The 26,181-nt window shown below is 72.6% G+C and carries 20 protein-coding genes; 13 read left to right on the top strand and 7 right to left on the bottom strand.

The features are described from left to right. Positions 1-411: 411 nt before the first annotated feature. Positions 412-1,911, top strand: coding sequence for a 30S ribosomal protein S1 (gene rpsA, locus OG505_RS02885; RefSeq protein ID WP_109819865.1), 1,500 nt, complete (start codon positions 412-414; stop codon positions 1,909-1,911). Positions 1,912-2,290: 379 nt separating this feature from the next. Continuing rightward, positions 2,291-3,475 (top strand): dephospho-CoA kinase, encoded by a 1,185-nt coding sequence (gene coaE, locus OG505_RS02890; RefSeq protein ID WP_405430763.1) that lies wholly within the window; start codon positions 2,291-2,293, stop codon positions 3,473-3,475. 31 nt (positions 3,476-3,506) lie between these two features. On the opposite strand, the gene OG505_RS02895 is transcribed toward coaE, so the two are convergent. Further along, the gene (locus OG505_RS02895) at positions 3,507-5,087 is read right to left on the bottom strand and encodes a hypothetical protein (protein WP_405430765.1); all 1,581 of its coding nucleotides are present in this window, start codon (positions 5,085-5,087) and stop codon (positions 3,507-3,509) included. A gap of 327 nt (positions 5,088-5,414) precedes the next feature. Between OG505_RS02895 and uvrB the strand changes: the two genes are divergently transcribed. Beyond that, positions 5,415-7,523: an excinuclease ABC subunit UvrB gene (gene uvrB / locus OG505_RS02900; protein ID WP_405430766.1), complete on the top strand. Its 2,109-nt coding sequence runs from the start codon at positions 5,415-5,417 to the stop codon at positions 7,521-7,523. Positions 7,524-7,663: 140 nt separating this feature from the next. Beyond that, entirely contained in the window at positions 7,664-8,521 is an 858-nt protein-coding gene (locus OG505_RS02905) for a helix-turn-helix domain-containing protein (protein WP_405430768.1), read from the top strand. Between the two features lie 108 nt (positions 8,522-8,629). Here OG505_RS02905 and OG505_RS02910 read toward each other — a convergent pair whose 3' ends face one another. Continuing rightward, complete coding sequence (locus OG505_RS02910) at positions 8,630-8,923, bottom strand: antibiotic biosynthesis monooxygenase family protein (protein ID WP_405430770.1); 294 nt, start codon at positions 8,921-8,923, stop codon at positions 8,630-8,632. Between the two features lie 408 nt (positions 8,924-9,331). Here OG505_RS02910 and OG505_RS02915 point away from each other — a divergent pair, with 408 nt between their 5' ends. Next, entirely contained in the window at positions 9,332-10,330 is a 999-nt protein-coding gene (locus OG505_RS02915; RefSeq protein WP_405430772.1) for a TerC family protein, read from the top strand. Between the two features lie 38 nt (positions 10,331-10,368). Here the strand turns inward: OG505_RS02915 and OG505_RS02920 are convergent, their stop codons facing one another. Continuing rightward, complete coding sequence (locus OG505_RS02920; RefSeq protein ID WP_405430774.1) at positions 10,369-11,286, bottom strand: NlpC/P60 family protein; 918 nt, start codon at positions 11,284-11,286, stop codon at positions 10,369-10,371. Positions 11,287-11,345: 59 nt separating this feature from the next. Next, on the bottom strand, positions 11,346-12,443 hold the full coding sequence (locus tag OG505_RS02925; protein ID WP_405430775.1) for a mandelate racemase/muconate lactonizing enzyme family protein: 1,098 nt from the start codon (positions 12,441-12,443) through the stop codon (positions 11,346-11,348). Positions 12,444-12,486: 43 nt separating this feature from the next. On the opposite strand from OG505_RS02925, the gene OG505_RS02930 reads away from it, so the two are divergent. Then, entirely contained in the window at positions 12,487-13,284 is a 798-nt protein-coding gene (locus OG505_RS02930) for a tyrosine-protein phosphatase (protein ID WP_405430776.1), read from the top strand. Positions 13,285-13,326: 42 nt separating this feature from the next. Here the strand turns inward: OG505_RS02930 and OG505_RS02935 are convergent, their stop codons facing one another. Continuing rightward, positions 13,327-14,178, bottom strand: a complete 852-nt coding sequence (locus OG505_RS02935) for a serine hydrolase (protein ID WP_405430777.1) — start codon at positions 14,176-14,178, stop codon at positions 13,327-13,329. A gap of 114 nt (positions 14,179-14,292) precedes the next feature. After that, a complete protein-coding gene (gene typA / locus OG505_RS02940) occupies positions 14,293-16,161 on the bottom strand; it encodes a translational GTPase TypA (protein ID WP_405430778.1) in 1,869 nt (622 codons plus the stop codon). Between the two features lie 133 nt (positions 16,162-16,294). Between typA and OG505_RS02945 the strand changes: the two genes are divergently transcribed. Beyond that, a complete protein-coding gene (locus OG505_RS02945; RefSeq protein WP_405430780.1) occupies positions 16,295-17,761 on the top strand; it encodes a DedA family protein in 1,467 nt (488 codons plus the stop codon). Beyond that, complete coding sequence (locus tag OG505_RS02950; protein ID WP_405430782.1) at positions 17,754-18,638, top strand: transglycosylase SLT domain-containing protein; 885 nt, start codon at positions 17,754-17,756, stop codon at positions 18,636-18,638. Before OG505_RS02945 ends, OG505_RS02950 begins: the two co-directional genes overlap by 8 nt. Positions 18,639-18,696: 58 nt before the next feature. Here the strand turns inward: OG505_RS02950 and OG505_RS02955 are convergent, their stop codons facing one another. After that, positions 18,697-20,823 carry an MMPL family transporter gene (locus OG505_RS02955; protein ID WP_405430784.1) on the bottom strand — a complete coding sequence of 709 codons (2,127 nt, stop codon included), beginning with the start codon at positions 20,821-20,823 and terminating at the stop codon, positions 18,697-18,699. Between the two features lie 123 nt (positions 20,824-20,946). Here OG505_RS02955 and OG505_RS02960 point away from each other — a divergent pair, with 123 nt between their 5' ends. The 5 genes from OG505_RS02960 (at position 20,947) to OG505_RS02980 (ending at position 26,138) form a co-directional block, all read left to right on the top strand. Further along, on the top strand, positions 20,947-21,462 hold the full coding sequence (locus OG505_RS02960; protein WP_405430785.1) for a MarR family winged helix-turn-helix transcriptional regulator: 516 nt from the start codon (positions 20,947-20,949) through the stop codon (positions 21,460-21,462). 2 nt (positions 21,463-21,464) lie between these two features. After that, the gene (locus tag OG505_RS02965; protein ID WP_405430786.1) at positions 21,465-23,192 is read left to right on the top strand and encodes a CocE/NonD family hydrolase; all 1,728 of its coding nucleotides are present in this window, start codon (positions 21,465-21,467) and stop codon (positions 23,190-23,192) included. Positions 23,193-23,344: 152 nt separating this feature from the next. Beyond that, entirely contained in the window at positions 23,345-24,178 is an 834-nt protein-coding gene (locus OG505_RS02970) for a hypothetical protein (protein WP_405430787.1), read from the top strand. Between the two features lie 107 nt (positions 24,179-24,285). Continuing rightward, on the top strand, positions 24,286-24,861 hold the full coding sequence (locus tag OG505_RS02975; protein WP_405430789.1) for an ArsR/SmtB family transcription factor: 576 nt from the start codon (positions 24,286-24,288) through the stop codon (positions 24,859-24,861). Then, entirely contained in the window at positions 24,858-26,138 is a 1,281-nt protein-coding gene (locus tag OG505_RS02980; protein WP_405430791.1) for an MFS transporter, read from the top strand. The genes OG505_RS02975 and OG505_RS02980 overlap by 4 nt, the downstream gene beginning before the upstream one ends. Positions 26,139-26,181: the final 43 nt, after the last annotated feature.

The following is a 26,181-nucleotide window of genomic DNA, read 5'->3' on the forward strand; positions in this document are numbered from 1 at the left end:
GTCGTGGCGCGGCGGACCGGTGGGCAGCGTTGATTTCCGGAAGAGCCGCGTCGATCGGGCGTGGCGCGCGGATCGATGGCCGCCTCGCCCGGCCGCCCGTCCGAGGGCGCCTGGGGCCGCTGTGACGTACGAGACAGGAGGGGTCGTTTCTGGGCGATTGTTCGGCTTTCGCAGGTCATCACGCGTCGACGAGTCGGGAGGGCTTGCACGCTGTGGTAATGCGCACGGTAGGCTAGACGATGCGCTCGCGGATCGTGTGTCTCGGCAGGGAGCAGGTGCGCGGTCGACGGAGCACATCATGATCCCAGTAGGTGATCGTCCGGTGTGCCCGGCGACGGATCCGCTGGCGCGAACAGGTCACCGCGACACCAGCCTGCTGTGACAACCCATCCGACCGGAGCAACCGCCCACATGACGAGCAGCATCGAGGCCCCCTCGAGCGCCACCCGGGTCACCCACGACGATCTCGGTTCCGAGGAGGCATTCCTCGCCGCGATCGACGAGACCATCAAGTACTTCAACGACGGCGACATTGTCGAAGGCACCGTCGTCAAGGTCGATCGGGACGAGGTCCTGCTCGACATCGGCTACAAGACCGAGGGTGTCATCCCCTCTCGGGAGTTGTCGATCAAGCACGACGTGGACCCCGCCGAGGTTGTGACGGTTGGTGACCACATCGAGGCCCTGGTCCTCCAGAAGGAGGACAAGGAGGGTCGTCTGATCCTCTCCAAGAAGCGGGCGCAGTACGAGCGGGCCTGGGGCACGATCGAGAAGATCAAGGACGAGGACGGTGTCGTCCGCGGCTCGGTCATCGAGGTGGTCAAGGGTGGTCTCATCCTCGACATCGGGCTGCGCGGCTTCCTGCCCGCGTCCCTGGTCGAGATGCGGCGCGTGCGCGACCTGCAGCCGTACGTCGGGCGTGAGCTCGAGGCCAAGATCATCGAGCTGGACAAGAACCGCAACAACGTGGTCCTGTCCCGCCGGGCCTGGCTGGAGCAGACGCAGTCCGAGGTGCGCACCGAGTTCCTCAACAAGCTGCAGAAGGGCCAGGTCCGCAAGGGCGTCGTGTCCTCGATCGTCAACTTCGGCGCCTTCGTGGACCTCGGCGGCGTCGACGGTCTGGTGCACGTCTCCGAGCTGTCCTGGAAGCACATCGACCACCCGTCCGAGGTCGTCGAGGTCGGCCAGGAGGTCGAGGTCGAGGTTCTGGACGTCGACCTGGACCGCGAGCGCGTCTCGCTGTCGCTGAAGGCGACCCAGGAGGACCCGTGGCGGCAGTTCGCCCGCACCCACGCGATCCAGCAGATCGTGCCGGGTAAGGTCACCAAGCTGGTGCCGTTCGGTGCGTTCGTCCGGGTGGACGACGGCATCGAGGGCCTGGTCCACATCTCCGAGCTGGCCGAGCGGCACGTGGAGATCCCGGAGCAGGTCGTCCAGGTCGGCTCCGAGGTCATGGTCAAGGTCATCGACATCGACCTGGAGCGCCGCCGGATCTCGCTGTCGCTCAAGCAGGCCAACGAGGGCTTCGTCGAGGGCGAGGAGCACTTCGACCCGACCCTCTACGGCATGGCCGCGACCTACGACGCCGAGGGCAACTACATCTACCCGGAGGGCTTCGACCCGGAGACGGGCGAGTGGCTCGAGGGGTACGACAAGCAGCGCGAGACCTGGGAGAACCAGTACGCCGAGGCCCGTCAGCGTTGGGAGGCCCACACCAAGCAGGTGCAGACCTCTCGCGCCGCCGACGCCGAGGCCGCTGCCAACCCGACTCCGGCCGTTCCGGCCGCCGGTGGCGGCACCACCTCCTCGTCCAGCCCGGCCCCGAGCCGGCAGGCCGAGGAGCCGGCCGGCACGCTGGCCACCGACGAGGCGCTCGCCGCTCTGCGGGAGAAGCTCGCCGGCGGTAAGTGACCCGCTGAACGACGACGGGCCCCGTCCCCGCGATCTTTCCGATCGCCGGGGGCGGGGCCCTCGCCATACCCGCACCCGCTCAATGCTGGCCGCCCGCGCTTCGCGTCCGTGCCCGGGCTTCGTGTCCGTGCCCGCGCTTCGCGTCCGTGCCCGCGCTTCGTGTCGTAGTGGCCGGGCGGCAAGATCGCGCTCGATCGTGGATGTAGGGGCCTCTGAGCGGTCGGGATGCCACTACTTCCTGGATCGAGCACGATCTTCCAGGCGGCGGGCGCACGTCCGGGAGGGCCGCGTGGGCGAGCGGGGAGGCGCGGGTCATACCGGCGTGCCGGGGGCGGGGGTGGGTTTGGCGGGGAGGCTCGTGATCCGGTTGACTGGTCGGGTGCTGAGGGTGGGTTTGACCGGCGGGATCGGGTCGGGCAAGAGCGCGGTGGCCGCGCGGCTGGTGGAGTTGGGCGCGGTGCTCGTCGACGCGGACCAGGTTGCCCGGGAGGTCGTCGCGCCGGGCACGGAGGGCCTCGCGGAGATCGTCGCCACCTTCTCGGAGAAGGTGCTGGACGCCGACGGCGCGCTGGATCGCGCCGCGTTGGGCGCCGTGGTGTTCGCCGACGAGGCCGCCCGCCGCCGGTTGGAGGCGATCACCCATCCCCGGGTGCGGGCGCGTACGGCCGAGCTGGTCGCGGCGGCGGCACCGGACGCGATCGTGGTCAACGACGTACCGCTGCTGGTGGAGGTGGGGCTCGCGCCGACGTACCACCTGGTGGTCGTGGTGCAGACGGCCGTGCCGATCCGGCTGGAGCGGTTGATGCGCGACCGGGGGATGGACCGCGTGGAGGCCGAGCGACGAATCGCCGCGCAGGCCGACGACGCCCGTCGGCGTGCCGTGGCGGACGTGGTGTTGACCAATGACGGCACTCTGGTGGCGCTGCACGCCGCGGTGGATTCGCTGTGGCGGCAGCGGCTGCGACCCTACGAGCACAATGTGCGGCAGCGGCGGGTCGTGCCGCTGTCGGGCCGCGGCGACGGGGTGGATGCCGATCCGAGCTGGCCCGAGCAGTACGCGCGGCTGGCCGCCCGGATCCGTCACGCGCTGGCCCCGGCGGACGTGCGGATCGACCACATCGGTGCGACCGCGGTGCCCGGGCTCGCCGCCGACGATGTCATCGACGTGCAGGTGGCCGTGCCCAGCCTCGCCGACGCCGACGGACCGCTGGCCGACCGGCTGGCGAACGCGGGGTTTCCCCGCGTGCCGGGGCACTGGTGGGACGATCCGCGCCCGGCGGGTCGAGGTCGGTGGGAGAAGCGGTTGCACGGCAGCGCCGACCCGGATCGCCCGGTGCGCCTGCACGTGCGGGAGGCCGAGTCGCCAGGCTGGCGGTACGCGCTGCTCATGCGTGACCACCTCCGCGCCGATCCGGATCAGCGGGCCACGTACCTGCTGTTCAAGCGGGATCTGGTCGACGCGGCGCCGCACGTCGCTGACTCCGGCACGGCCCGCGACCCCTGGTTCGACGAGGAGTACCTGCGGGCCGAGCAGTGGGCCGCGCGGACCGGCTGGCGGCCCTGAGAGCCGTGCCACCACGCCCACGTGCGTGTGGTCAGCGTGCTCCGGGCCGGGGCGGGCCGCTCGGTGGTGCGGCGTGCGGCGGCGGGTTGAGGCGGGGCACGACGGCGGGGCTGAGGTCCACCTGCGCCCACGCGCCGGGGCCGGTGTGCAGTTCCACCCGGCGCAGTAACCCGTCGCGGTCGATCCAGTAGCGCAGGCGCGCGTCGGCCGTGCGGAGCTCCACGACGTCGACGATCCGTCCGGCGGCGAGGTCCTCGCGTACCCGCACGGCCGCGCCCCGCAGCGCCACCGGCCCGGCGGCGGCCACTGCGGCGTCGACCAGCAGATCGAGGTCGTCGCGGGGGGACCGGGTGGGCCGCCACGACCCGGCAGGGACCGGAAACGGCGGCCGGCCCGGGGCCTCGGCGGTGCCACCGCCACCGGCGTCGGCCGGCACGTCCGTCCGGGACAGGCCGGCCGCGCCGCGGCGCAGCAGGGTCCGGCGGCCCGGTACGCCCAGGTCGGCGACCGCCACGTACGCCGTGCGGGTGGCCCAACTCAACCAGCCGGCGCCCCGCAGGTTGGTGTCCGTGCCCACCGGCGCGGTCAGCGTCAGCGTGGCCCCGCCCTGGCCGCGCAGCCGGGCGGCCAGCCGGTCCAGCCGGCGGTGCTCCCCATCCGTGAGCGCGCGGGGCAGCCCGGGTCGGCCGCCGAGCGCGTCGACCGGGCACAGCGTGGGACGGTCGATCCGGTTGAGGAGCACCGTGACCGGCCCGACGCCGGGCAACCGGGTCACCAGTTTGTGCAGTCGGCCATCCCGGTCGAGCCAGTAGCGGGTCGACCCGTCCGGACCGGTCGCCGCCGTGCCGCCCGTCGCCGCGCTGCCGGGACTGGGTGGGATCGCGGTGGGCAGTGGCGCCTGCAGGACGTCGACCGGCCCGGCCGCGACCACGTCCCGGGCGACCCAGCGGGCATCGCCGCCGCCGATCGCCGGGGACGGGTCCGGTCGGTCGGCGGCGAGGCCGAGGAGCAGGTCGAGGACCGGTGCCAGGCCCGCGCCGGGCGTCAGGTGGTGCAGCCGCCAGCGGTCCGCCGGTGGCACCAGGGGCGGCGCGGCCGGGGTGGGCACGGCCGCCGGGTCGGGACGGGTGACCAGCACCGGTCCGGCGCTCTGCAGCAGGCCACGCTCGGCACCCGCCCCCGGCCCGCCCACATCCAGGTAGAGCAGGGGCCGCGACCAGTCCACCCAGCCCACCAGTTCGGTACGGGCGGCGCCGGCGCCGACCGTGACATGGAGGCCGGCGCGCAGGTCCCGAAGGTTGGTGACCCGCATGGCGGCCAGCCGCTCGGCCTCGGCGACGGTCAGCGGTCGGGCCGGCTCGGGTGGGTCGGGAGCCCAGCTCAGCAGCCCGGCCACCAGCGCCGTCGCGGACGTCACCGCGGTCAGGGCGAGCAGCAGCAGCACCGTACGCCGACGACGGCTCGCCCGGGAGGGGCCGCTGTCGGTGTCGGGGGAGTCCGTCTCGCGCGGGTGCCCGCCGGGGCCGCAGGACGGGCCGCCGGTGCGGACTGCGTCGCCAGCGCGGGTGGTGTCGGGAAGGGGGCCGCGCGCCGGGGCCGAAGAGGTGTCCACGGATGTGAAACGGGCGGGACGGCACGGGGTGACGAGCTGAGGATGACGAGTTGGAGGTGAAGCGGCAGGGGCGCTCGCGGCGGCCGGTCAGCGCCTCGAGCGCGACCACACGGGTGCGCACGCCGGACGAGCCGGGTGCTGCGACCGCTGTGCCGGGGGCGGCCGGCCGTGATGACGGCCTGGCCTCCGGCCCGGTCGGCCGCCGCGAGCGGCCTACATGAAGAGGGTAGTCCCGGTGACATGGGCCACACAATGGGAATATCGAAGCCGATCACGCACTTTGCGCGACGGCCGAACGTGTCGGACCTGCGGCGTACCGTTGAGGTCATGGCGCTCGACATTCCCCGGCTCGACGGCCGCTTCCAGGTCGTCAGTGAATTCCAGCCGGCCGGCGACCAGCCGGCCGCCATCGACGACCTTGAGCGCCGGGTGCGGCGCGGCGACCGCAACACGGTGCTCCTCGGCGCGACCGGCACCGGCAAGAGTGCCACCACCGCGTGGCTGATCGAGCGGCTGCAGCGCCCCACCCTGGTGCTCGCCCCGAACAAGACGCTCTGCGCGCAGCTGGCCAAGGAGTTCAGCGAGTTGCTGCCGCACAACGCGGTCGAATACTTCGTCTCGTACTACGACTACTACCAGCCCGAGGCGTACATTCCGCAGACCGACACCTACATCGAGAAGGACTCCTCGATCAACGAGGAGGTCGAGCGGCTGCGGCACTCGGCGACGATGTCGCTGCTCACCCGTCGCGACGTGATCGTGGTGGCGACCGTCTCGGCGATCTACGGCCTGGGCACCCCGGAGGAATACCTCAACCGGGCGGTTCGGGTCGAGGTCGGGCAGGATCTCGACCGCGACCAGTTGCTGCGCCGGCTGGTCGACATCCAGTACACCCGCAACGACATGGCCTTCCAGCGGGGCACCTTCCGGGTCCGCGGCGACACGCTGGAGATCATCCCGGCGTACGAGGAGCTGGCGGTCCGCATTGAGCTGTTCGGCGACGAGGTGGAGAAGCTCTACTACCTCAACCCGTTGACCGGTGACGTGGTCCGTGAGGTCGACCAGCTGGTGATCTTCCCGGCGACGCACTACGCGGCCGGCCCGGAGCGGATGGAGCGGGCCATCCGCGACATCGAGGCGGAGCTGGCCGAGCGCCTCGCCGAGCTGGAGCGCCAGGGCAAGCTGCTGGAGGCGCAGCGGCTGCGGATGCGCACCACCTACGACATCGAGATGATGCGGCAGGTGGGTTTCTGCTCCGGCATCGAGAACTACTCGATGCACATGGACGGGCGGCTGCCCGGCAGCCCGCCGCACGCCCTGCTCGACTACTTCCCGGACGACTTCCTCACGGTGGTCGACGAGTCGCACGTGACGATCCCGCAGATCGGCAGCATGTACGAGGGTGACGCCTCCCGCAAACGGATGCTCATCGACCACGGGTTCCGGCTGCCCAGCGCCGCCGACAACCGGCCGCTGCGGTTCGACGAGTTCCTGGAGCGGGTCGGCCAGATGGTCTGCCTGTCGGCGACCCCGGGCACGTGGGAGCTGGAACAGGCCCAGGGTGAGTTCGTCGAGCAGGTCATCCGCCCCACCGGGCTGGTCGACCCGCAGGTCGTGATCAAGCCGACCAAGGGCCAGATCGACGACCTGATGCACGAGATCAAGCTGCGGACCGACCGCGACGAGCGGGTGCTGGTCACCACGCTGACCAAGAAGATGGCCGAGGACCTGTCGGACTACCTCCTGGAGAACGGCGTCCGGGTGCGCTACCTGCACTCCGAGGTCGACACCCTGCGCCGGGTGGAGCTGCTGCGCGAGCTGCGCAAGGGCGAGTACGACGTGTTGGTCGGCATCAACCTGCTCCGTGAGGGTCTGGACCTGCCCGAGGTGTCGCTCGTCGCGATCCTCGACGCCGACAAGGAGGGTTTCCTGCGCAGCGGCCGGTCGCTGATCCAGACCATCGGGCGGGCGGCCCGGAACGTCTCGGGCCAGGTGCACATGTACGCCGACAAGATCACCCCTTCGATGGCGGCGGCGATCGACGAGACCGACCGACGTCGCGCCAAGCAGATCGCGCACAACGAGGCACACGGGATCAGTCCGGAGCCGCTGCGCAAAAAGATCCACGACATTCTGGACGACATCTACCGCGAGGCGGAGGACACCGAAAACTCCCGGGTCGGCGGTGCGGCGCGTCAGCTCTCCCGGGGCAAGGCGCCGGTCAAGGAGACCCGCAGCCGCAGTCGGTCCACCGCCACCACCCCGTCCCGGGAGGGGATGGCCCGCGCCGACCTCGCCCAGCTCATCCAGGAGCTCAACGACCAGATGCTGGCCGCCGCCCGCGAGCTGCAGTTCGAGCTGGCGGCGCGGATCCGCGACGAGGTCGCCGACCTGAAGAAGGAGCTGCGTGGCATGGACGCCGCCGGGGTGAAGTGAGGGCGGCCCGGCCGGCATGGGCCGGGCTACCCGAACGCGTCCTCGCCCGGCCCGCCGGCCGACCATTCGGTTGCGGTGCGCAAGCAAGCTATTGCACTGGGTGATCGTCCTGCGTACGCTCCCTCGATGGGAGGGCGGGGATGCCGTTGCCAACAAGTCCTGTCATTCGACGCGCGCGGCTCGGCGCCGAGCTGCGCCAGTTACGTCGGCGCGAGGCGCTGACCCTGGAGCAGGTCTGCGACCGGCTGGGCTGGGCGTCGACGTCGAAGCTGTCCCGCATCGAGCTGGGGCAGAGCCGTCCGGATCTCGCCGACGTGCTGGACCTGCTCGACATCTACCAGGTGCCGGCGTCGGCCCGTGACGCGCTGATCGTGATCGCCCGGGATGCGGCCACCAGCCGCGGCTGGTGGAAGACGCTCGGCGAGATGAGCGAGCGGCAGCGCATCTACGCCGAGTTGGAGGCGGGCGCGGCCGACATCGTCGAGTACCAGCCGGCGGTCGTGCCGGGGCTGCTCCAGACGCCGGCGTACGCCCGCTCGCGGGTCGCCGCCGGCATCCTGCTCGCGCCGCAGGTCGACGTGGAGGCGGAGGTGCGCGCCCGGGCGTTGCGGCAGGAGGTGCTGCGCCGGGCCGAGCCGCCGCGCTACACGGCGGTGCTCGCCGAGACGGTGTGCGACCCGGGTGACCTGCCGGTCGACGTCTGGCGTGAGCAGTTGCGGCACCTGGTGACGGTGACTGGCCTGGCCCACGTGACGGTGCGACTGCTGCCGCGCGGGGTGGCCGGCGGCGGGCTGCACCCGCTCACCCCGTACTCCTGGTATGCCTTCCCCGACCCGGCGGATCCGCGGACGGTGATGCTGGAGGCGTTGACCACCGACGTCCGCCTGGCGACCGTGCTCGACGTCGACCGGTACGAGCGGATGACCGAGGCGCTGCTGGCGGCCGCCCTGTCACCGGAGGAGACGGTCACCGCGCTGGCCCGCCGCGTCGGCGAGTGAGGGCAGGTGCTGCCCGCGCGGCCCCCGGACCCGGCGCCCCCGAGCCCGTCGGGGCCGGCGACCGGCGCGTGCGGGAGGCACGATAACCGCGGGGTACGACAGCTTCCCTCAGGCCGGTACGTCGAGGAAGTGCTCGACCAGCGGTGGCCCGGCGAAGTGCGGCCCGATCAGCGCCCGCCACTGGGCGAACCGTTCGGTGTCCCGGAAGTTCCTCTCGTGCGCCTCGACCGAGTCCCACTCGACCAGCAGCACGAACCGGGTCGGGGACTCGATGCCCCGGGTCATCCGCACCGACCGGCAACCGGGCGTCCCGGCGAGCACCGGGTGACCCTGGGCGTACGCGGCGGCGAACGCGTCCTCGTGTCCGGGCAGTACGTCGATCAGCGCGACTTCAAGCACCATGCCGCAAAGCCTCCCACGGCGTAGGCGCGCAGGGGCGTGGGGGTGTCGCGCCGGCCGGCGCCGCCCCGGGCACACACTAGCCTCCTAGGAAGCCGGAGGCGGTGTGCCGTCTTCCCGGCGACCCGGGGGCAACGGGTGCGCGGTGACACCCGTTGCCCGGGGTGTGATCACGGCGAGTGGTGGGCAACAATGGTCACTGAGGAGGGGAGTATTCCCCCGTGACGAAGTCGTCAGCACGGACGATCGCCGGCACCTCGGCGTCGACCCGGCTTCGTCGGTCGCCGTCCCGTTCCCGGGTCGGGGGCGGAAGAGACCTCCGACAGTCACCAGAGTGAGCGACAGCGGCACGCCAGCCCCCAGGGGGCGTACGGTGTGCCCGACGCCGCGTGTCTGCCGGAGGAATGAACGTTGGACGTGTCCGGATTGGTGTGGGCGGGGACCCTCGTCGCACTGACTGCGGTGCTTCTCGTCGACCTGTTGATCATTGGTCGGCGCCCGCACGAGCCGAGCGTGCGCGAATCGAGCCTCTGGGTCGCCTTCTACGTGGGCCTCGCCCTGCTCTTCGGTGTCGGCGTCTGGCTGGCCGCCGGGGCCAGCCCGGCGGGGCAGTTCTACACCGGCTGGCTCACCGAGTACAGCCTCTCGGTGGACAACCTCTTCGTCTTCGTCATCATCATGGCCCGCTTCGGGGTGCCCCGGCAGTACCAGCAGAAGGTGCTGCTCATCGGCATCGTGCTGGCGCTGGTGATGCGCGGTGGCTTCATCGCCGCCGGCGCGGCGTTGATCTCGCAGTTCTCCTGGGTCTTCTACATCTTCGGCGCGTTCCTGATCTACACGGCGGTCAACCTGGCCCGCCAGGGTGAGCCGGACGAGGACGAGTTCTCGGAGAACCTGCTGATCCGGTGGAGCCGCCGGGCGCTGCCGATCTCCAAGGGCTACAACGACGCGAAGCTGATGACCCACGAGAACGGGCGTCGGCTGTTCACCCCGATGCTCATCGTGATGATCGCGATCGGCACCACCGACCTGATCTTCGCTCTGGACTCGATCCCCGCGATCTTCGGCATCACGCAGGAGCCGTACCTGGTCTTCACCGCGAACGTTTTCGCGCTGATGGGCCTGCGGCAGCTCTACTTCCTGCTCGGCGGCCTGCTCGACCGGCTGATCTACCTGAGCTACGGGCTGGCTGTCGTGCTGGGCTTCATCGGCGTCAAGCTGGTGCTGGAGGCGCTTGCCGACAACAACCTGCCGTTCATCAACGGCGGAAAGCACGTCGGGTGGGCGCCGCACATCCCGATCTGGCTGTCCCTGCTGGTCATCATCGGCACGCTGGGCATCGCCACCGTCGCCAGCCTGGCCAAGTCCGCCTGGGACCGGCGCCGCGAGCTGACCGGGATCCGGCGCTGAACCACCGCCGGTCGGGCCCGCAGTGCGGGCTCGACCGGTCAGACCCGGTGGACGCCGACGAGGGTGGCCGTCCGGTCGGCCGGCAGCTGCTCCTCCAGCACCCGTCGCCGCCGGTAGCAGGCGTGCAGCATCCGCCGGTCCGTCGGGTCGTCGGCGACGGCGGTGACGATGCCGATGTGGTGGATCTTGCGGCCGGGGCGGGCGAAGAAGTAGAGGTCGCCAGGACGTTCCGCGCCCAGGGGCAGCGGGGTCGTGGCGACGGCCTGGTCGTCGGCGTCGCGGGGCAGCAGCACGCCGAACCGGCGCCAGGCCAGGTGAACAAGGCCCGAGCAGTCGATGCCGTACGCGGAGAGCCCGCCCCAGATGTAGGCGACGTCCAGCAGCCGCTGGGCCACCGCGAGCGCGTCGGCGGCGCTGGGCGGCTCGGCCGGCACCGGGACGAGCTGCCCGTCGGGCAGCCAGAGCGGCGCGGCCTGGCCGGGGACGTGGACCGGTCGCCAGCCGTCGCGGGCCGGGCCGGCCGGGACGAGGCGCGTGCCGACGACGACGCCGGGCAGCGCCACCGGCCCGCCCGGGGCGGCGTGCAGGCCGGTGACGGTGGCGTCCACGATCAGCGGGTCGCCGCTGACGGTGGGATCCACGGGGGTCAGCTGGCCGGCGGGGAGCCAACCCGGGTAGCCGCGGGGATCGAGCTTGGCGGCCGGCTGCTCGACGGCGACGACCCGTGCCCAGCCGTCCGGGCGCAGCTCGTCGATCAGCACCCGCTCGCCGAGCAGGAGCTGGCTCAGCACGCAGTCGCCGACCTGCTGGTCGGTGTCCATGCCGCGAACCCAGGTCGGGATGTCGGCGCCGGCGCTGAGCGCGGGACCGTCGACCGGTCGGACCGCCTCGGGGGAGGACCACAGCGTCGCGACGGCGACCCGGACGATGGCCTCGCGGCCCGGTTGCAGCTCCACGTCAACCCCCAGCTCGTGTCGGCTGTTCAGGGGAACCCTATGAAAGAAACCAACGGCCATCAACCGCGGGTCTGCACCTTTACTTCAGCCAGGCCGGAGATGCCCAGGCCAGGCGCATCCGGCAGCACCACTGTCGGTCCCTCGTAGCGGATTCCCCCCTGCACCGGCGACCAGGCCAGCCACCAGGCGGCGTCCAGGTCGGCGACGGCGGTGGTGCCGTACGCGGCGACCAGGCTCGCCGCCGCGCCGATGCCGACCTGACTCTCCATCATCGACCCGACCACCGTGCCGAGCCCGTGCGCGGCGGCCAGCTCCAGCAGAGTGCGCGCCGGGTGCAGCCCGCCGCACTTGGCCAGCTTGACGTTGACCAGGTCGGCGGCCCGACGACGGATCACCTCGACCAGGTCGCGGACCCCGAAGACCGCCTCGTCGGCCAGAATCGGCACGGACACCCGGTCGCTGACCCACGCCAACCCGTCCAGGTCCCAGCGGGCCACCGGCTGCTCGACCAGCTCCACGTCCAGCCCGGCGTCCTCGATGCCACGGATCACCCGGACCGCCTCGCGCGGCGTCCAGCCCTGGTTGGCGTCGAGTCGGATCCGGACCCCGGCGCCGACCGCCGCGCGGACCGCCCGTACCCGGTCCAGGTCGCCGGCCGCGTCCGTGCCGACCTTCAGCTTCAGCACGCCGAAGCCGTCGGCCTGCCGCTGCCGCGCGGCCGCCGCCAGGTCCACCGCGTCGCCCGCGGCGAGGGTGACGTCCGTCGGAACCCGCAGGGTGGTGCCGCCGAGCAACCGCACCAGGGGTACGCCCAGCCGCTGCGCGGCCAGGTCGTGCAGGGCCACGTCCACCGCGGCCTTCGCCGCCTCGTTGCCGACCACCGCGCGCTGCACCTCGGCGCAGCGGGCCACCAGCTCGTCCGGGTCACGCCCGGTGAGCAGCGGGCCGAGCAGTTCGCGTACGCACGCCTGCGCGCCGGCGACCGACGCGCCGGTGACCTGCCACACCTGCGGCGCCTCGCCGAAGCCGGACCGACCGTCGGCGTCGATCAGCTCGACGACCAGGGTGTCCACAGTGGTGGTACGGCGCAGCGCGGTGACGAACGGGGTGTGTAAGGGGGCAGAAACCCGGTGGGTGCGTACCGCCGAGATCGTCATTGGGGCACCCTATACGCAGACACACGGCGGGAGGGCAGACCGGATGGGCGTACGGGACTGGGAGCTGGTGGGCGCACCGAACGCCCGTGACCTGGGCGGGCTGCGCGGCGCCGACGGCCGGACGGTGCGCGCCGGACGCCTGATCCGCACCCCGGCGCTGGGTCGGCTCACCGACGAGGATCTGCCCGTGCTCGCGAAACTGGGCCCGGCCTGCGTGCTCGACCTGCGCGCCTCCGCGGAGATCGCACTCGCCCCGGTCGACCGGCTGGCCGGCGAGCCACGGGTCGTGCACCTGCCGGTGCACGACCCGGAGCACCCGGTCTTCACGTACGTCTCGGCGGTGCTGCTCGGCCACGACCTCGACGCGTACGCGGAGCTGGCCCGGCAGGGCACGGCGGGGGCGATGGCGGAGATCTACCGATGGTTCGTCACCGGCGAGTCGGCCCGGGTCAACTTCGGCGCGGCGGTCCGGCTGGCCGCCCGGCCGGAGAACCTGCCGCTGCTCTGCCACTGCTCCGCCGGCAAGGACCGCACCGGCTGGCTCACCGTCGTCCTGTTGACCGCGCTCGGCGTGGACGAGGCCGCGATCCGCGCCGAGTACCTGCGCAACAACGAGCTGACCGACAGCCTCCGCGCGGTGATCATCGAGGCGATGCGACGCCGGCAGCCCGGCCTGGACGTCGACGCGGTGCTGCCGGTGCTGGAGGTTCGCGCCGAGTACCTCGACGCCGGCTACCAGGAGGTGCGCCGGGTGCACGGCTCGTTCGACGCGTACCTGCGCGACGGGTTGGGGCTGACCGATGAGGTCGTCGGGGCGCTGCGGGCACACCTGCTGGAGTGAGCCGCCGCCCGGCAGGCCGCGGGGTCAGAGGCGGTGGCGGGGTCAGAGGCGGTGGCGGGCGGCCCAGACCTGCGCCGAGACGTGCGCGATCAGGCGGCAGGCGTCGTCCTCGACCCCCTCGTCGCCGTCGGCCAGGTCGGTGGTGGTGCATACGGCGATGACGTACGGCGGTGCGTCGTCGGGCAGCACCACGCCGACGCTGTGGCGCACGCCGCGTACCCAGCCGTTCTTGAGCGCGACGCGGGTGCCCTCGGGCAGGCCGGCGGCCAGGTCCTCGCGGTGCTCCTGAGCGAGCAGCACGTCGAGCATGGCGGCGCAGCCGGCCGGCGAGGCGAGGCGGCCGGGAGTGGTGGCGCCGCTGGCCAGCGCGCCCAGCAGGGCGGCCAGGTCGGCGGCGGTGACGGTGTTGGTGATGCCGGCCTCGCGGGCGGCGAAGTCCTCAATGCCCCGGCCGGTGACGCTGTTGCGGGCGCCGGCCAGCGACCACACCTCGGCCACCGCGGGCAACCCGACGTGCCCGATGACCAGGTTGGTCGCCAGGTTGCTGGACCGCACGATCATCCGTTCGGCGAGCCAGCCCAGGGGCGCGGCGCTGCCGAGCCGGTCCCAGACGGCGTCGTCGTTGTCGTAGTGCGGGGCGCAGGAGAAGCGGGGAGCGCCGGGCTGGGCCGAGTCGAACTCGTTGATCACCGGGACGTCGGCGTCCAACTCCAGCGCGCCGGCCTCCGCAGCGCGGTGCAGCGCGGCCAGCACCCCCACCTTCATGGTGCTGGCGGCGTAGTGGCCGGCGTCGGCGTGGCGGGTCCAGGTCGGGGGCGCGTCGAGTCGACCCACGTACGCCGAGACGGTGCCCGGCACCCGGTCCAGATGGGCGTCGAGATCATCCCAGGTCATGCCGGTGACCGTAGCCGATCACGGGGCGGGCGGGCCCGCGTACCCCTGCCGGAAAGCGGACGGGCGCGTCGGCCGCAAGCGGTCGACGCGCCCGGTGCCGGGGTGCTGGTGTCCTCAGCCGGCGTGCTTACGGCGGGCGGCGGCCCGACCGCGCAGCTGCTGGTCGAGCACCACCTTGCGGATGCGCACCGCGGTCGGGGTGACCTCGACGCACTCGTCCTCGCGGCAGAACTCCAGCGCCTGCTCCAGCGAGAGCTTGCGCGGCGGGATCAGCTTCTCGGTCTCGTCGGAGGTCGAGGCCCGCATGTTGGTGAGCTTCTTCTCCTTGGTGATGTTGACGTCCATGTCGTCGGAGCGCGAATTCTCCCCGACGATCATGCCCTCGTACACCTCGGTGGTCGGGTCGACGAAGAGCTGGCCGCGCTCCTGCAGGTTGATCATCGCGAAGGCGGTGACCGCGCCGGCCCGGTCGGCGACCAGCGACCCGTTGTTGCGGGTGCGCAGCTCGCCGAACCACGGCTCGTACGACTCGAAGACGTGGTGCAGGATGCCGGTGCCCCGGGTGTCGGTGAGGAACTCGGTGCGGAAGCCGATCAGGCCGCGGGCCGGGACCAGCCACTCCATCCGGATCCAGCCGGTGCCGTGGTTGACCAGCTGCTCCATCCGACCCTTGCGGGTCGCGAGGAGCTGGGTGATCGCGCCCAGGTACTCCTCGGGCGCGTCGATGGTCAACCGCTCGACCGGCTCGCAGGTCTTGCCGTTGATCTCCTTGGTGACGACCTGCGGCTTGCCGACGGTCAGCTCGTAGCTCTCCCGGCGCATCTGCTCGACCAGGATGGCCAGCGCCAGCTCGCCGCGGCCCTGCACCTCCCAGGCGTCCGGCCGCTCGGTGGGCAGCACCCGCAGCGACACGTTGCCGATCAGCTCCTTGTCGAGCCGGTCCTTGACCATCCGCGCGGTGACCTTGGAGCCCTTGACCCGACCCACCAGCGGTGACGTGTTGGTGCCGATCGTCATCGAGATGGCCGGCTCGTCGACGGTGATCAGCGGCAGCGCGACCGGGTTCTCCGCGTCGGCGAGGGTCTCACCGATCATGATGTCGGAGATGCCGGCGACCGCGATGATGTCGCCCGGACCGGCCGTCTCGGCCGGCTTGCGCTCCAGGCCCTCGGTCATCAGCATCTCGGAGATGCGGACCCGCTGGGTGCTGCCGTCGGTGCGGCACCAGGCCACCGTCTGGCCCTTGCTGATCGTGCCCTGGCGCACCCGGCACAGCGCCAGCCGACCGAGGAACGGCGAGGCATCGAGGTTGGTGACGTGGGCCTGCAGCGGCGCGCCGTCCTCGTACGCGGGCGGCGGGATGGTGTCCAGCAGGGTGCGGAACAGCGGCTCCAGGGAGGTGCTGTCGTCGGGCACCGAGCCGTCGGCGGGCTGGGTCAGCGAGGCGATGCCGTCCCGGGCGCAGGCGTACACGATCGGGAAGTCGATCTGCTCCTCGTCGGCGTCCAGGTCGAGGAAGAGCTCGTACGCCTCGTCCACGACCTCCTTGATCCGGGCGTCGGGGCGATCCACCTTGTTGATCACCAGAATGATCGGCATCCGGGCGCGCAGCGCCTTGCGCAGCACGAAGCGGGTCTGCGGCAGCGGACCCTCGCTGGCGTCGACCAGCAGGACCACACCGTCGACCATGGTCAGGCCGCGCTCGACCTCGCCGCCGAAGTCGGCGTGGCCGGGGGTGTCGATGATGTTGATGGTGACGGGGTCGGAGCCGTCCGCCGGCAGGTAGCGCACGCCGGTGTTCTTGGCCAGGATCGTGATGCCCTTCTCCCGCTCCAGGTCACCCGAGTCCATCACCCGTTCGGTGTTCTCGCCACGGGCACCGTAGGCGCCGGCCTGCCGCAACATGGCGTCGACCAGGGTGGTCTTGCCGTGGTCGACGTGAGCGATGATGGCGACGTTGCGGAGGTCGGTGCGAAGCTGCATACCCTCTATCTTTCCGCCCGCGCTCGCGCAGGCTGCGTCGGGGTCACCCCCAGGTGCCCCTGATCTACGGTGAAACTGCTGGGCCGGTCGTTGCACCGGCTGGCATGCTGGCTCCCGTGTCCCGGGGGCCTGCGTGCACGACCTGCTGACCTGGGTGCAGGGCCTGCCCACCCTGTGGATCTACCTGGTCGCCGCGTTGATCGTGGCGGGCGAGACCGCGGTGATCTTCGGCCTGCTGGTGCCGGGTGAGGCTACCCTGCTGCTCGTCGGCTTCCTCACCTACAACGGTACCCTGCGGCTCGGACCGGCGTTGCTCGCGCTGATCGTCTCGGCGTTCATGGGTGACGCGCTGGCGTTCCGCGCCGGGCGGCGCTTCGGCCCGAAGCTGCGTGCCGGGCTGGGCCACCGGGTCGGGCCCGAGCGGTGGCGCCGGGCCGACGCGATGCTCGCCCGCCTGGGCGGCAGGGGCGTGTTCGCGGCGCGCTGGGTGGCCTTCGCCCGCACTCTGGTGCCCCGGCTGGCCGGGTCCGCCGGCATGTCGTACCGGCGGTTCGCGCCCTGGAACCTGGCCGGCATCGTCACCTGGGTCGGCGGCTCGGTGCTGCTCGGCCACCTCGCCGGTGAGTCGTACGACACGGTCTCGCGACTGCTCGGCCGGGCCACCGGCGCGGCACTGGCGTTGCTGGCGGGGCTGCTGGGGGTGGTGCTCGCCGGGCGGTGGCTCGGCCGCAACCCCGACCCGGTACGCGCGCTGCTGTCCCGGGCCGCCGCGCTGCCGCCGGTGCGCTGGCTCAGCGCCCGCTACGGCGTGCTGTTCTTCCTGGTGGCCATGCGGATCGGGCCGGCCTGGACGCTGCTGCTCAACCTGGCCGCCGGGCGGCTGCTGCTCTTCGCCGCCGGGCTGGCCATCGCCGGCCTGCTCGCCGTCGTGGTGCACAACAGCGGGCTGGCGGCGCTGGACGGGGCGATCGGGGCCTGGTTCACCGCCCGCCGGACCCCGGACGCCGCCGACGCCACCCTGGTCGTGGTGTCGCTGGTACGCGGGTGGGTGCTGATCGTGCTGGTGGCCCTGGTGGCCCTGGTGGCGGCGGTGCTGGCGTGGCGGAACCGGCCGTGGCGCAGGGATCTGCTCAGTGTGGTCGGCACCGCGGGCGCGTTCGTGCCGCTGGTGGTGCTGGCCGTGGTGGCCGAGTTGACATCGACGCCCGGTGGTGGTCCGGGTGGGCACGAGGCCGTTCCGTTCTCGACCCAGAACGCCGTGGTCGCGGCGAGCCTGTGCACCCTGGCGTGGCTGGTGTCGCGCAGCGCCCACTGGCCGGTGGCGGTGGCCGCGTGGACGGCCGCGGCCGCGGGCGTGCTGGGGGTCGGCGCCGCCCGGCTCTACCTCGGCCTGGACACGGCGAGCGGCACGGCCGTGGCGGTGCTGCTCGGTGTGCTGTGGACGGTGGTGTTCATGGTCGCCTGGGCCACCAGGGACCGGACCGTGGGGAAACCGGGAGGAGTCGACCGGCCCGGTCCGGCCGTCGCAGGGGCCCCGGCGACCGGTGGAACCTTGCTAATCTGCGGCGACTGTCAGACGGGGGAGGACCACCATGCGTGAACGGACACCTCGGGTGGGCGCACTCGTGCTCGCCGGGCTCCTGCTCGCCGGCGGGGCGGTCGGCTGCGCCGGCCAGGGGGAACGCCCGCAGGACCAGGCCGCCCCCGTCTCGGTCAGCGAGGCGCCGACGGACGAAACCCCGATCGACGAGGCCGTTGCCGAACCGAGCCCTTCGCCGAGCGCGGTGGCGGCCATGGGCGCCGCCCCGAGCCGCAGCGCCTCGGCCTCCCCGACGCCCTCGAAGAAGCCGACCCGTACGACGGCGGCCCCGAAGCCGCGCGCGGTCGCCAAGGCGCCCACCGAGACGCAGGTCCCGCCGGCGCCACCGAAGCCCGCCCCCTCGTCCTGCAAGCCCAGCTACAAGGGCACCCAGGCGAGCCGCGCCGACGTGAAGGCGGCGCTGACCGACGCCGCCAACCGCACCTACTGGCCCAGCTCCGCACCGGAGCTCAAGATTCCGCTCAACCTGGTCAAGGCGACCGCCTGGCAGGAGAGCGGCTGGCAGTCCAACATCTACGCGTGCGACGGCGGCGTCGGGCTGATGCAGGTGATGTTGGGCACCGCCACCTGGATGAACCAGCGGTTCGAGCAGCGCTACGACATCGCCGGCTACCGGGACAACGCGTACCTGGGGGCCAACTACCTGGCCTGGCTGACCAAGTACATCGGCGACATGTACTTCGAGTCCGACTTCCGCCTCGACGCGGACCTGTGCACCGCCGAACTCGACTCCTGCCTGCTCAACGCCGTCATCTCCGCGTACAACTACGGGCACGGGGCGGTGGCGCAGGAGGGCAGGCCCCTCGCCATCCCCAACCCGTCGTACGTGCGCAACGTGCGGGCGTTGATGACCGAGTGCGTCTGCCTGGGCTACTGAACACGTCGACGGGGGCGGGGTCGGGTGGTTCCCGGCCCCGCCCCCGTCGCGTGGGCGGTCAGTCCCGCGCGGTCACCGGCTCGCGCGTCGCCGGTGCGTCGACGCCCGGGTCGGCGTCGACCCGGCCCGGCCACCAGAAGCGGTCCCCGAGCAGGAAGGTCAGCGCCGGCACCAGCACCGTGCGGACCAGCAGGGTGTCGAGCAGGACGCCGATGCAGACGATGATGCCGATCTGCGTGAGTGTGATCAGCGGCAGCACGCCGAGCACGGCGAACACCGCGGCGAGCAGCACACCGGCGCTGGTGATCACACCTCCGGTGACCCGCAACGCGGACAGCATCCCATCGCGGGTGCCCGCGCTGCGGGCGTCCTCCCGTGCGCGGGTGACCAGGAAGATGTTGTAGTCCACGCCGAGGGCGACCAGGAACACGAAGGCGAGCAGCAGCACGCCGCTGTCGAGCGCCGGGAAACCGAGCACGTGGTCGAAGAGCAGCCACGCCGCGCCGAGGCTGGCGAAGAACGACGCGATCACGGTGAGCACCAGCAGCACCGGCGCCAGCAGGCCCCGCAGCAGCAGCACGAGCACCGCGCCGACGAGCAGCAGGATGATCGGCAGGATCAGCCGTAGGTCACGGTCGTTGGCCTGCTCGGAGTCGTAGGTGGCGGCCACCGAACCACCGACGATCGCCCCGCCGGGCGCGTCGGCGCCGGCGACGGCCGGGGGAGCGGAGTCGGGAACGGCGGCGACGGCGTCGCGCAGCGCCTCGATCGTGCGGTCCGAGGCGGTCGTGCCGGGTTCGGCGTCCAGCACCACGTCGACCTGGGCGACGGCCTGGCCCGCGTCGCCGGGACGCGCCGAGGCGACGCCGGGAACGGCGGTGGCGGCGTCGGTGACCGCCCGCACCGCCGCCGGGGTGGTGAGCACGGCCACCGGTTGGGTGCTGCCGGCGGGGAACGCCCGGGCCAGCGTCTGCGCGCCGGTCACCGCCTCGGGTTCGGCCCGGAACTGTTCGGTCTCGGACAGGCCGGTGCGGATCCCCAGCCCACCGAGGGCCAGGCCGCCGAGCAGCACGGTGGCCAACACCGCGACGACCACCGGACGGCGTTGCACGGCATTGCCGAGCCGGCCCCAGAGCCGGCCCTCGCGCACCGGGCCGCCGACCCGCGGTACGAACGGCCAGAACAGGCCGCGACCGAAGAGCACCAGCAGGGCGGGGAGCACGAACAGCGCCGAGAGCATGGCGAAGACCACACCGGTGGCACAGGCCACCGCCAGCGCCCGGTTCGTCTCCTGCTCGCTGAGCAGCAGGGTGAGCACACCGAGCACCACGGTGCCGCCACTGGCCAGGATGGGCTCGGCGGTACGCCGCAGCGCGGCGCGCATCGCCGCGAAGCGGTTCTCCTCGCGCCGCAGCTCCTCCCGGTAGCGGGCGATGAGCAGCAGCGCGTAGTCGGTGGCGGCGCCGAAGACCAGCACGCTGGCGATGCCGGTGACCTGGCCCTGCTGGAGGTTGATGCCGACGGCCGGCACGATCGTGTCCACCGCGCGCAGGGTGAGCTGTTCGGTCGCCGCGACCACGACCAGCGGCACGATCCACAGGAACGGACTGCGGTACGTGATCAGCAGCAGCAACGCGACCACGGCGGCGGTCACCGCGAGCAGGGTGACGTCGGCGCCCTCGAAGACCGACGACAGGTCGGCGGTGAAGGCGGGGGCGCCGGTGACCTCGGCGGCCAGCCCGTCGGGCAGGTCCGTGAGCGTCTCGCGCAGCTGGGCGACGGTCTCGGTGACCGTCTCCTGACCGTCGGCGGTGTCCAGCGGCACGGCGACGAGCGCGACGGTGCCGTCCGGGGAGACCTGCGCAGGGCTGACCTGACCACCGACCGCGAAGCGACCCAGGTCGCCGGAGCGGGCGGCGAGGGCGGCCCGGTCGGCCTCGCTCAGCGCCCCGCCGTCGCTGCGGCTGACGACCACGATGGCCGGCTGGACGTCGCTTGCGGGCAGTTGGTCCTGGAGGCGCTGCACCTGGGTCGATTCCCACTGCACCGACAGGCCGGTGGCGGAGACCGGCGCCGGGTTGTCCGGCCGGGGTATCCCGAAGACGGCCGCGCCGACGACGAGCGCGGCGGCCACGGTGAGCCAGGCGGCCAGCCGCCCCCGCGCGACCCTGGTGAAGACAGACATCGGGAACCCCTGAGATCCTTCGAGAGTCGAGTATCTTGATAAACGAGATTATCGGCGGCTGTTCTATGCTGCAACCCGGGGACCGACGACGGGGAGAAGCGGCGCGAGGTGGCGACTCACGGCATGTACCGACGGCGCGACACGCGCCGCGATCAGCTGGCCGCGGAGATCACCAACAACCTCCGGCGGTACGCGGTGGACGCCCAGCAGGTCGGCCACGCCTTCGCCAACCTGCACGGGCTCAACCCGACCGACCTGAACGCGCTGATCGCGGTCATGGACGCCGAGCTGTTCGGTGACCCGATCACCCCCGGCCGCCTCGGTGAGCAGCTCAACCTGTCGTCCGGCTCGGTCACCGCCCTGATCGACCGGCTGGAGCGGGCCGGGCACATCCGCCGGGACCGGGACACCGTCGACCGGCGCAAGGTGCTGCTGCACTACGCCGACCAGGGCGCCGCGCTGGCCATGGAGTTCTTCCGGCCGCTGGGCGCCCGCACCGACACGGTGATGGACCGCTTCAGCGAGGACGAGCTGGAGGTGGTGCACCGGTTCGTGGCGGAGATGGGCGAGGCGCTGCGGGGGCACCGCGACGCCGTCCGCGCCGCCCGGCCCGAACCACCCCGTCGGACGACGGGCTGAGCGTGCCGGGCCGGCTCGTCGCCCGCCTCGCCGCCGTCGCGCTGCGGCTGCCCGCCGTGCGCCCCGGCCCGGTGCGGGTCACCCGCGACATCCCGGTCCGGGCGCGTGACGGCGTCGTGCTGCGGACCGACCACTACGCCCCGGGGGACCTTCCCGCCCCGACCGTGCTGATCCGCACCCCGTACGGGCGGGGCGGGCCGTTGCGGCTGCTCGGCCGGTTGCTCGCCGCGCGCGGTCGACACGCGGTGATCCAAGCCTGCCGGGGCACCGGCGGTTCCGGTGGCACGTTCGCCCCGCTGGTGCACGAGCGCGACGACGGAGTGGACACCCTGGACTGGCTGCGCCGCCAGCCCTGGTGGTCCGGAGCGCTCGGCATGTTCGGCGTCAGCTACCAGGGCTTCGCCCAGTGGGCGCTGGCCGCCGACGCCGGCGAGGACCTGCGCGCGATGGTCGCGGTGGTGACCGCGTCGTCCACCCGGGACTCGACGTACGCGGGGGAGTCGTTCGCCCTGGACACGGTGCTGACCTGGGCCGAGCTGCTGCACGCCCAGACCGTGCCGAGGCTGGCCCGGCAGTGGGAACTCAAGCGCGGGCAGCCCCGCCTGGCGGCCGCACTGGATCACCTGCCGCTGGACCGGGCGGACCGGGTCGCCACCGGCGTCACCATTCCCTTCTTCCAGGAGTGGCTGCGCCACCACGACCCCGACGCCGCGTACTGGAGAAGCCGGGTCTTCGCCGACCGGGTGGCCCGGGTGCGCGCACCCGTGGTCATGGTCACCGGCTGGCACGACATCTTCCTGCCCGCCCAGCTCGACGACCACGCCACCCTGCGCGCCGCGGGCGCCCGGCCGCGGCTGGTGATCGGCCCGTGGACGCACGGCAGCCCCGGCCTCTTCGTGGCCGCGCTGCGCGAGGGTCTGGCCTGGCTGGACGAGCACCTGGGCGGGTCCGCGGACCGGCGCGCGGGGTCGGGAGTTGGGCGCGGGGCGCGGGCCGCCGACGGGCGGCGGCCCGCCGAGGGTTCCGGTGCCCCGGTCCGGCTGCACGTGGGCGGTGCCGACGGCGGCTGGCGGGACCTGCCGGACTGGCCACCACCGGCCACCGACACCCCCTGGCACCTGCACCCCGAAGGCGAGCTGGCGACCCGCCCGTCGAACCCCTCGGCGCCGGACGAGTTCCGGTACGACCCGGCCGACCCCACCCCGTCGCTCGGTGGCCCGCTGTTGGTCGCCAAGCGGGCCGGCCCGGTGGACAACCGGCACGTCGAGGCCCGACCCGACGTCCTGACGTACACCAGCGCTCCCCTCACCGAAGCGCTCGAGGTGATCGGCGCCGTACGCGCGGAGATCCACGTCCGCAGCGAGCTCGCGTACCTGGACGTCTACGTCCGGCTGTGCGATGTGGACCGGCGCGGGCGTTCCCGCAACGTGTGCGACGGACTGGTCCGGGTCGCGCCCGGACGGTTCGCCGCCGACGGGTCCGGGGCGCTGCGGGTACCGGTGCCGCTCTGGCCGACCGCGTACCGGTTCGCGGCCGGGCACCGAGTGCGCGTTCAGGTCGCCGGCGGTGCCCACCCGCGCTGGGCGCGCAACCCGGGCAGTGGGGAACCCCTCGGCGCAGCCGTGACGCTGCGTGCCGGCTGGCGGCAGGTCCTGCACGATCCGACGCATCCCTCGGCGCTGTGGCTGCCGACCGTCCACACTGCCCCGCGCAGTGTCCAGTTCGAATAGACCCCGCCTGAGCTGGGCATTCATGTTTTTTGCGCGTTATGGTTGGGTCAACGCCCGGCGCCGTGCACCAGTAGGCCGGGCTCGCCTGAAGCCCAGCACCGCGTACGCGGTGTGACGTCGTGCCCGGCCCCGTCAATCGGAAGGGGGGCCCCATGACCCGGGCTCCGGCGAACCTGTTGGCCGTCCGAAGTCTCCTTCTCACGCACCTCAACGTCGACCCGAACACCGTCCGCGACGCCGACCTGGAACCGGCGGAGGTCGGGATCGTCGGCGACCCGGCCCACCGGGGCGGCTACCACTGCGGATCGGACCGGGTCGTCCCCAACGACTACTCCGTGGTGGAGTCGCCGCGGGACCGCAATGGCCTGACCCTCGACGCGGCGGCGCTCGACGTCGGCGGCTTCGAGGTCCGTTCCGGCGGAGGTACGCACACCCTGGCCAGCTTCTCACTCTGGTGTGTGGGTCAGTGCGTCGCGAACGCGGCGGACACCCGGGACATCCGCGAGATCATCTACAGCCCCGACGGCACCACAGTGAAGCGGTGGGACCGGCTCGGCAAGCGCACCAGCGGGGACAGCTCGCACCGCTGGCACACCCACTTCAGCTTCTTCCGCGACGCGATCAAGGCCGGCCGCGACCAGCGGCCGTTGTTCCGCCGCTACCTGACCGAAATCGGGCTTATCGAGGGAGACGACGACATGGCCATGACCGCAGAGGACCGCCAGGGCCTGATCCAGGACATCGCAGCGGCGGTGGTCAACCAGAACCTCGGCCGGTCCGGGCCTGCTCTGGGCACCGCCGTGCAGTCCACGTACGGGCAGGTGGCCAAACTGTCGGCGGCGCTGGCCGGCCAAGACCTGGTCGACGTGCCCGCGATCGTCGCGGCCGTCCTCGCCCAGCTCACCCCGGAGCGCATCGCCGCCGCGATCCCGTCGAGCCTCGCCAAGGAGGTCGCCGACGAGCTGGCCCGCCGGCTCGTCGCCTGAGTCAGAGGCGGCCCGTCCCACCGGGCCGCCTCTCTTCGGGGCATCCGCAACGGCTATTGAGCAATAGCTGTTGCGCAAGAGCTGTTGCGGATGTGACGCTGGGTCTCGTGGAGAACCCCGACGTACGCCTGGTCACCGACTCGCGAGCCCTGGCCGCCATGGCCCACCCCCTGCGCCGCCGACTGATGGACGTGCTCAAGGTGCACGGCCCGTCGACCGTCGGGCTGCTCGCCGAGCGCACCGACCAGGCCCCCGCCAACGTCAGCCACCACCTCAAGGTGCTCGCCGCCGCCGACCTCGTCACCGAGGCTCCCGAGCTGGCCCGGGACCGCCGCGAACGGTGGTGGCAGCTCGTCAGCCGGGGAGTGCGCTGGTCCAACACCGACTTCGACGCCGACCCGGCCGCCCGAGCCGTCGCCGACGCCGCCACCTCACTCAACCTGGACCGGCACGTCGCCCTGGCCCGAGCCTGGCACGCCGCCGACGACTCGGCGCATGCCGCCTGGCGCGACGGACCGTTCTCCACCGACAGGTGGTTGCACCTGACTCCCGACGAACTGTTCGAGCTGAGCCGCGACGTGGCCGATCTGCTGGCCCGCTGGGCCGACCGGCCGCCGCCCGAGGACGGCCAGGAACGGCAGCCCGTGTTCGTGTTCGTCCACGGCGTACCGGCCCGGCCGTGACCGCGGCCACCCGCACCGACCCGAGCCCGGTCCGACCGGCCGGCGGGCTGCTGCGGCACCGCGACTTCCGGCTGCTCTGGGCCGGGCAGACGGTCAGCAGCATCGGCAGCAACGTCACCACCGTCGCGCTGCCCCTGGTGGCGGTCGCCGTGCTCGACGCCGGCACCTTCCAGGTGGCGGTCCTCACCGCCGCGGCCTGGCTGCCCTGGTTGCTGATCGGCCTCCCGGCCGGCGCGTGGGTGGACCGGCTGCCCCGCCGGCCCCTGATGGTGGTCTGCGACCTGCTCTGTGCCCTGGCCTTTCTCAGCGTGCCGGTGGCCGCCGCCCTGGGCCGCCTCACCGTCGAGCAGCTGCTGCTGGTGGCGCTCGGCGCCGGCACCGCGCGGGTCTTCTTCGAGACCGCCGACCAGGTCTACCTGCCGGTGCTGCTGCGGCCCGAGCAACTGCCCGAGGGAAACGCGAAACTACAGGCCACGCAGACCGTGAGCTACGTCGTCGGGCCCGGCATCGCGGGCCTGATCGCCCAGGTCACCGGGGCGGTCGCCGCGTTGCTGCTGGACGCGCTCACATTCCTGCTCTCGGCGGGCCTCCTGCTGCGCATCCGCACCGCCGAGCCGCGCCCCGCCCGGCCGGACCGGTCCCGGTCGCTGCGTCGGGACATCGCCGAGGGACTGCGCTTCGTCATTCGCGACCCGTACCTGCGGGTGCTGACGGTCTTCGGCGCGGCCAGCAACATCGGTCTGACCGGCTACCAGGCGGTCCTGGTGGTGTTCCTGGTGCGTGAGCTGCGGCTCGCACCCGGCCTGGTGGGCCTGCTGGTCGGAGTGATGAGCGTCGGGGGAATCATCGGCGCGCTGCTGGCCACCGCCCTGGCCCGCCGGTGCGGCACCGCGCGCGCCATGCTGATCGGGGCAGCGCTCACCGGCCCACCCGCCCTGCTCATCCCGTTGGCAGCACCCGGCGCCGGGCTGGTGTGGCCGGCCCTCGGTGGCGTGCTGATCGGCCTCGGAGTGGCCATCGGCAACGTGGTCAAGGGCGCCTTCCGGCAGACGTACACGCCGCACCACCTGCTCGGCCGCGTGACGGTGAGCATGCACCTGCTCAACTTCGGTGCCATCCCGCTGGCGGCCGTGCTGGCCGGAGCCCTCGGCGCCCGCTACGGCGTCGGCACGGCGATCGGCGTGATGACCGCCTGGTTGGCGATCACCCCGCTGATCCTGCTGGTTGGACCGCTCCGGCGGCGGCGGGACCTGCCCGCCGCCCCGGCAGCGTCTTGAGTGCACTGCGACGGCGGCCGAGAACCGACCGCCGTCACCGGCA

Source organism: Micromonospora sp. NBC_00617 (genome assembly GCF_045161355.1).
Classification (GTDB): domain Bacteria; phylum Actinomycetota; class Actinomycetes; order Mycobacteriales; family Micromonosporaceae; genus Micromonospora.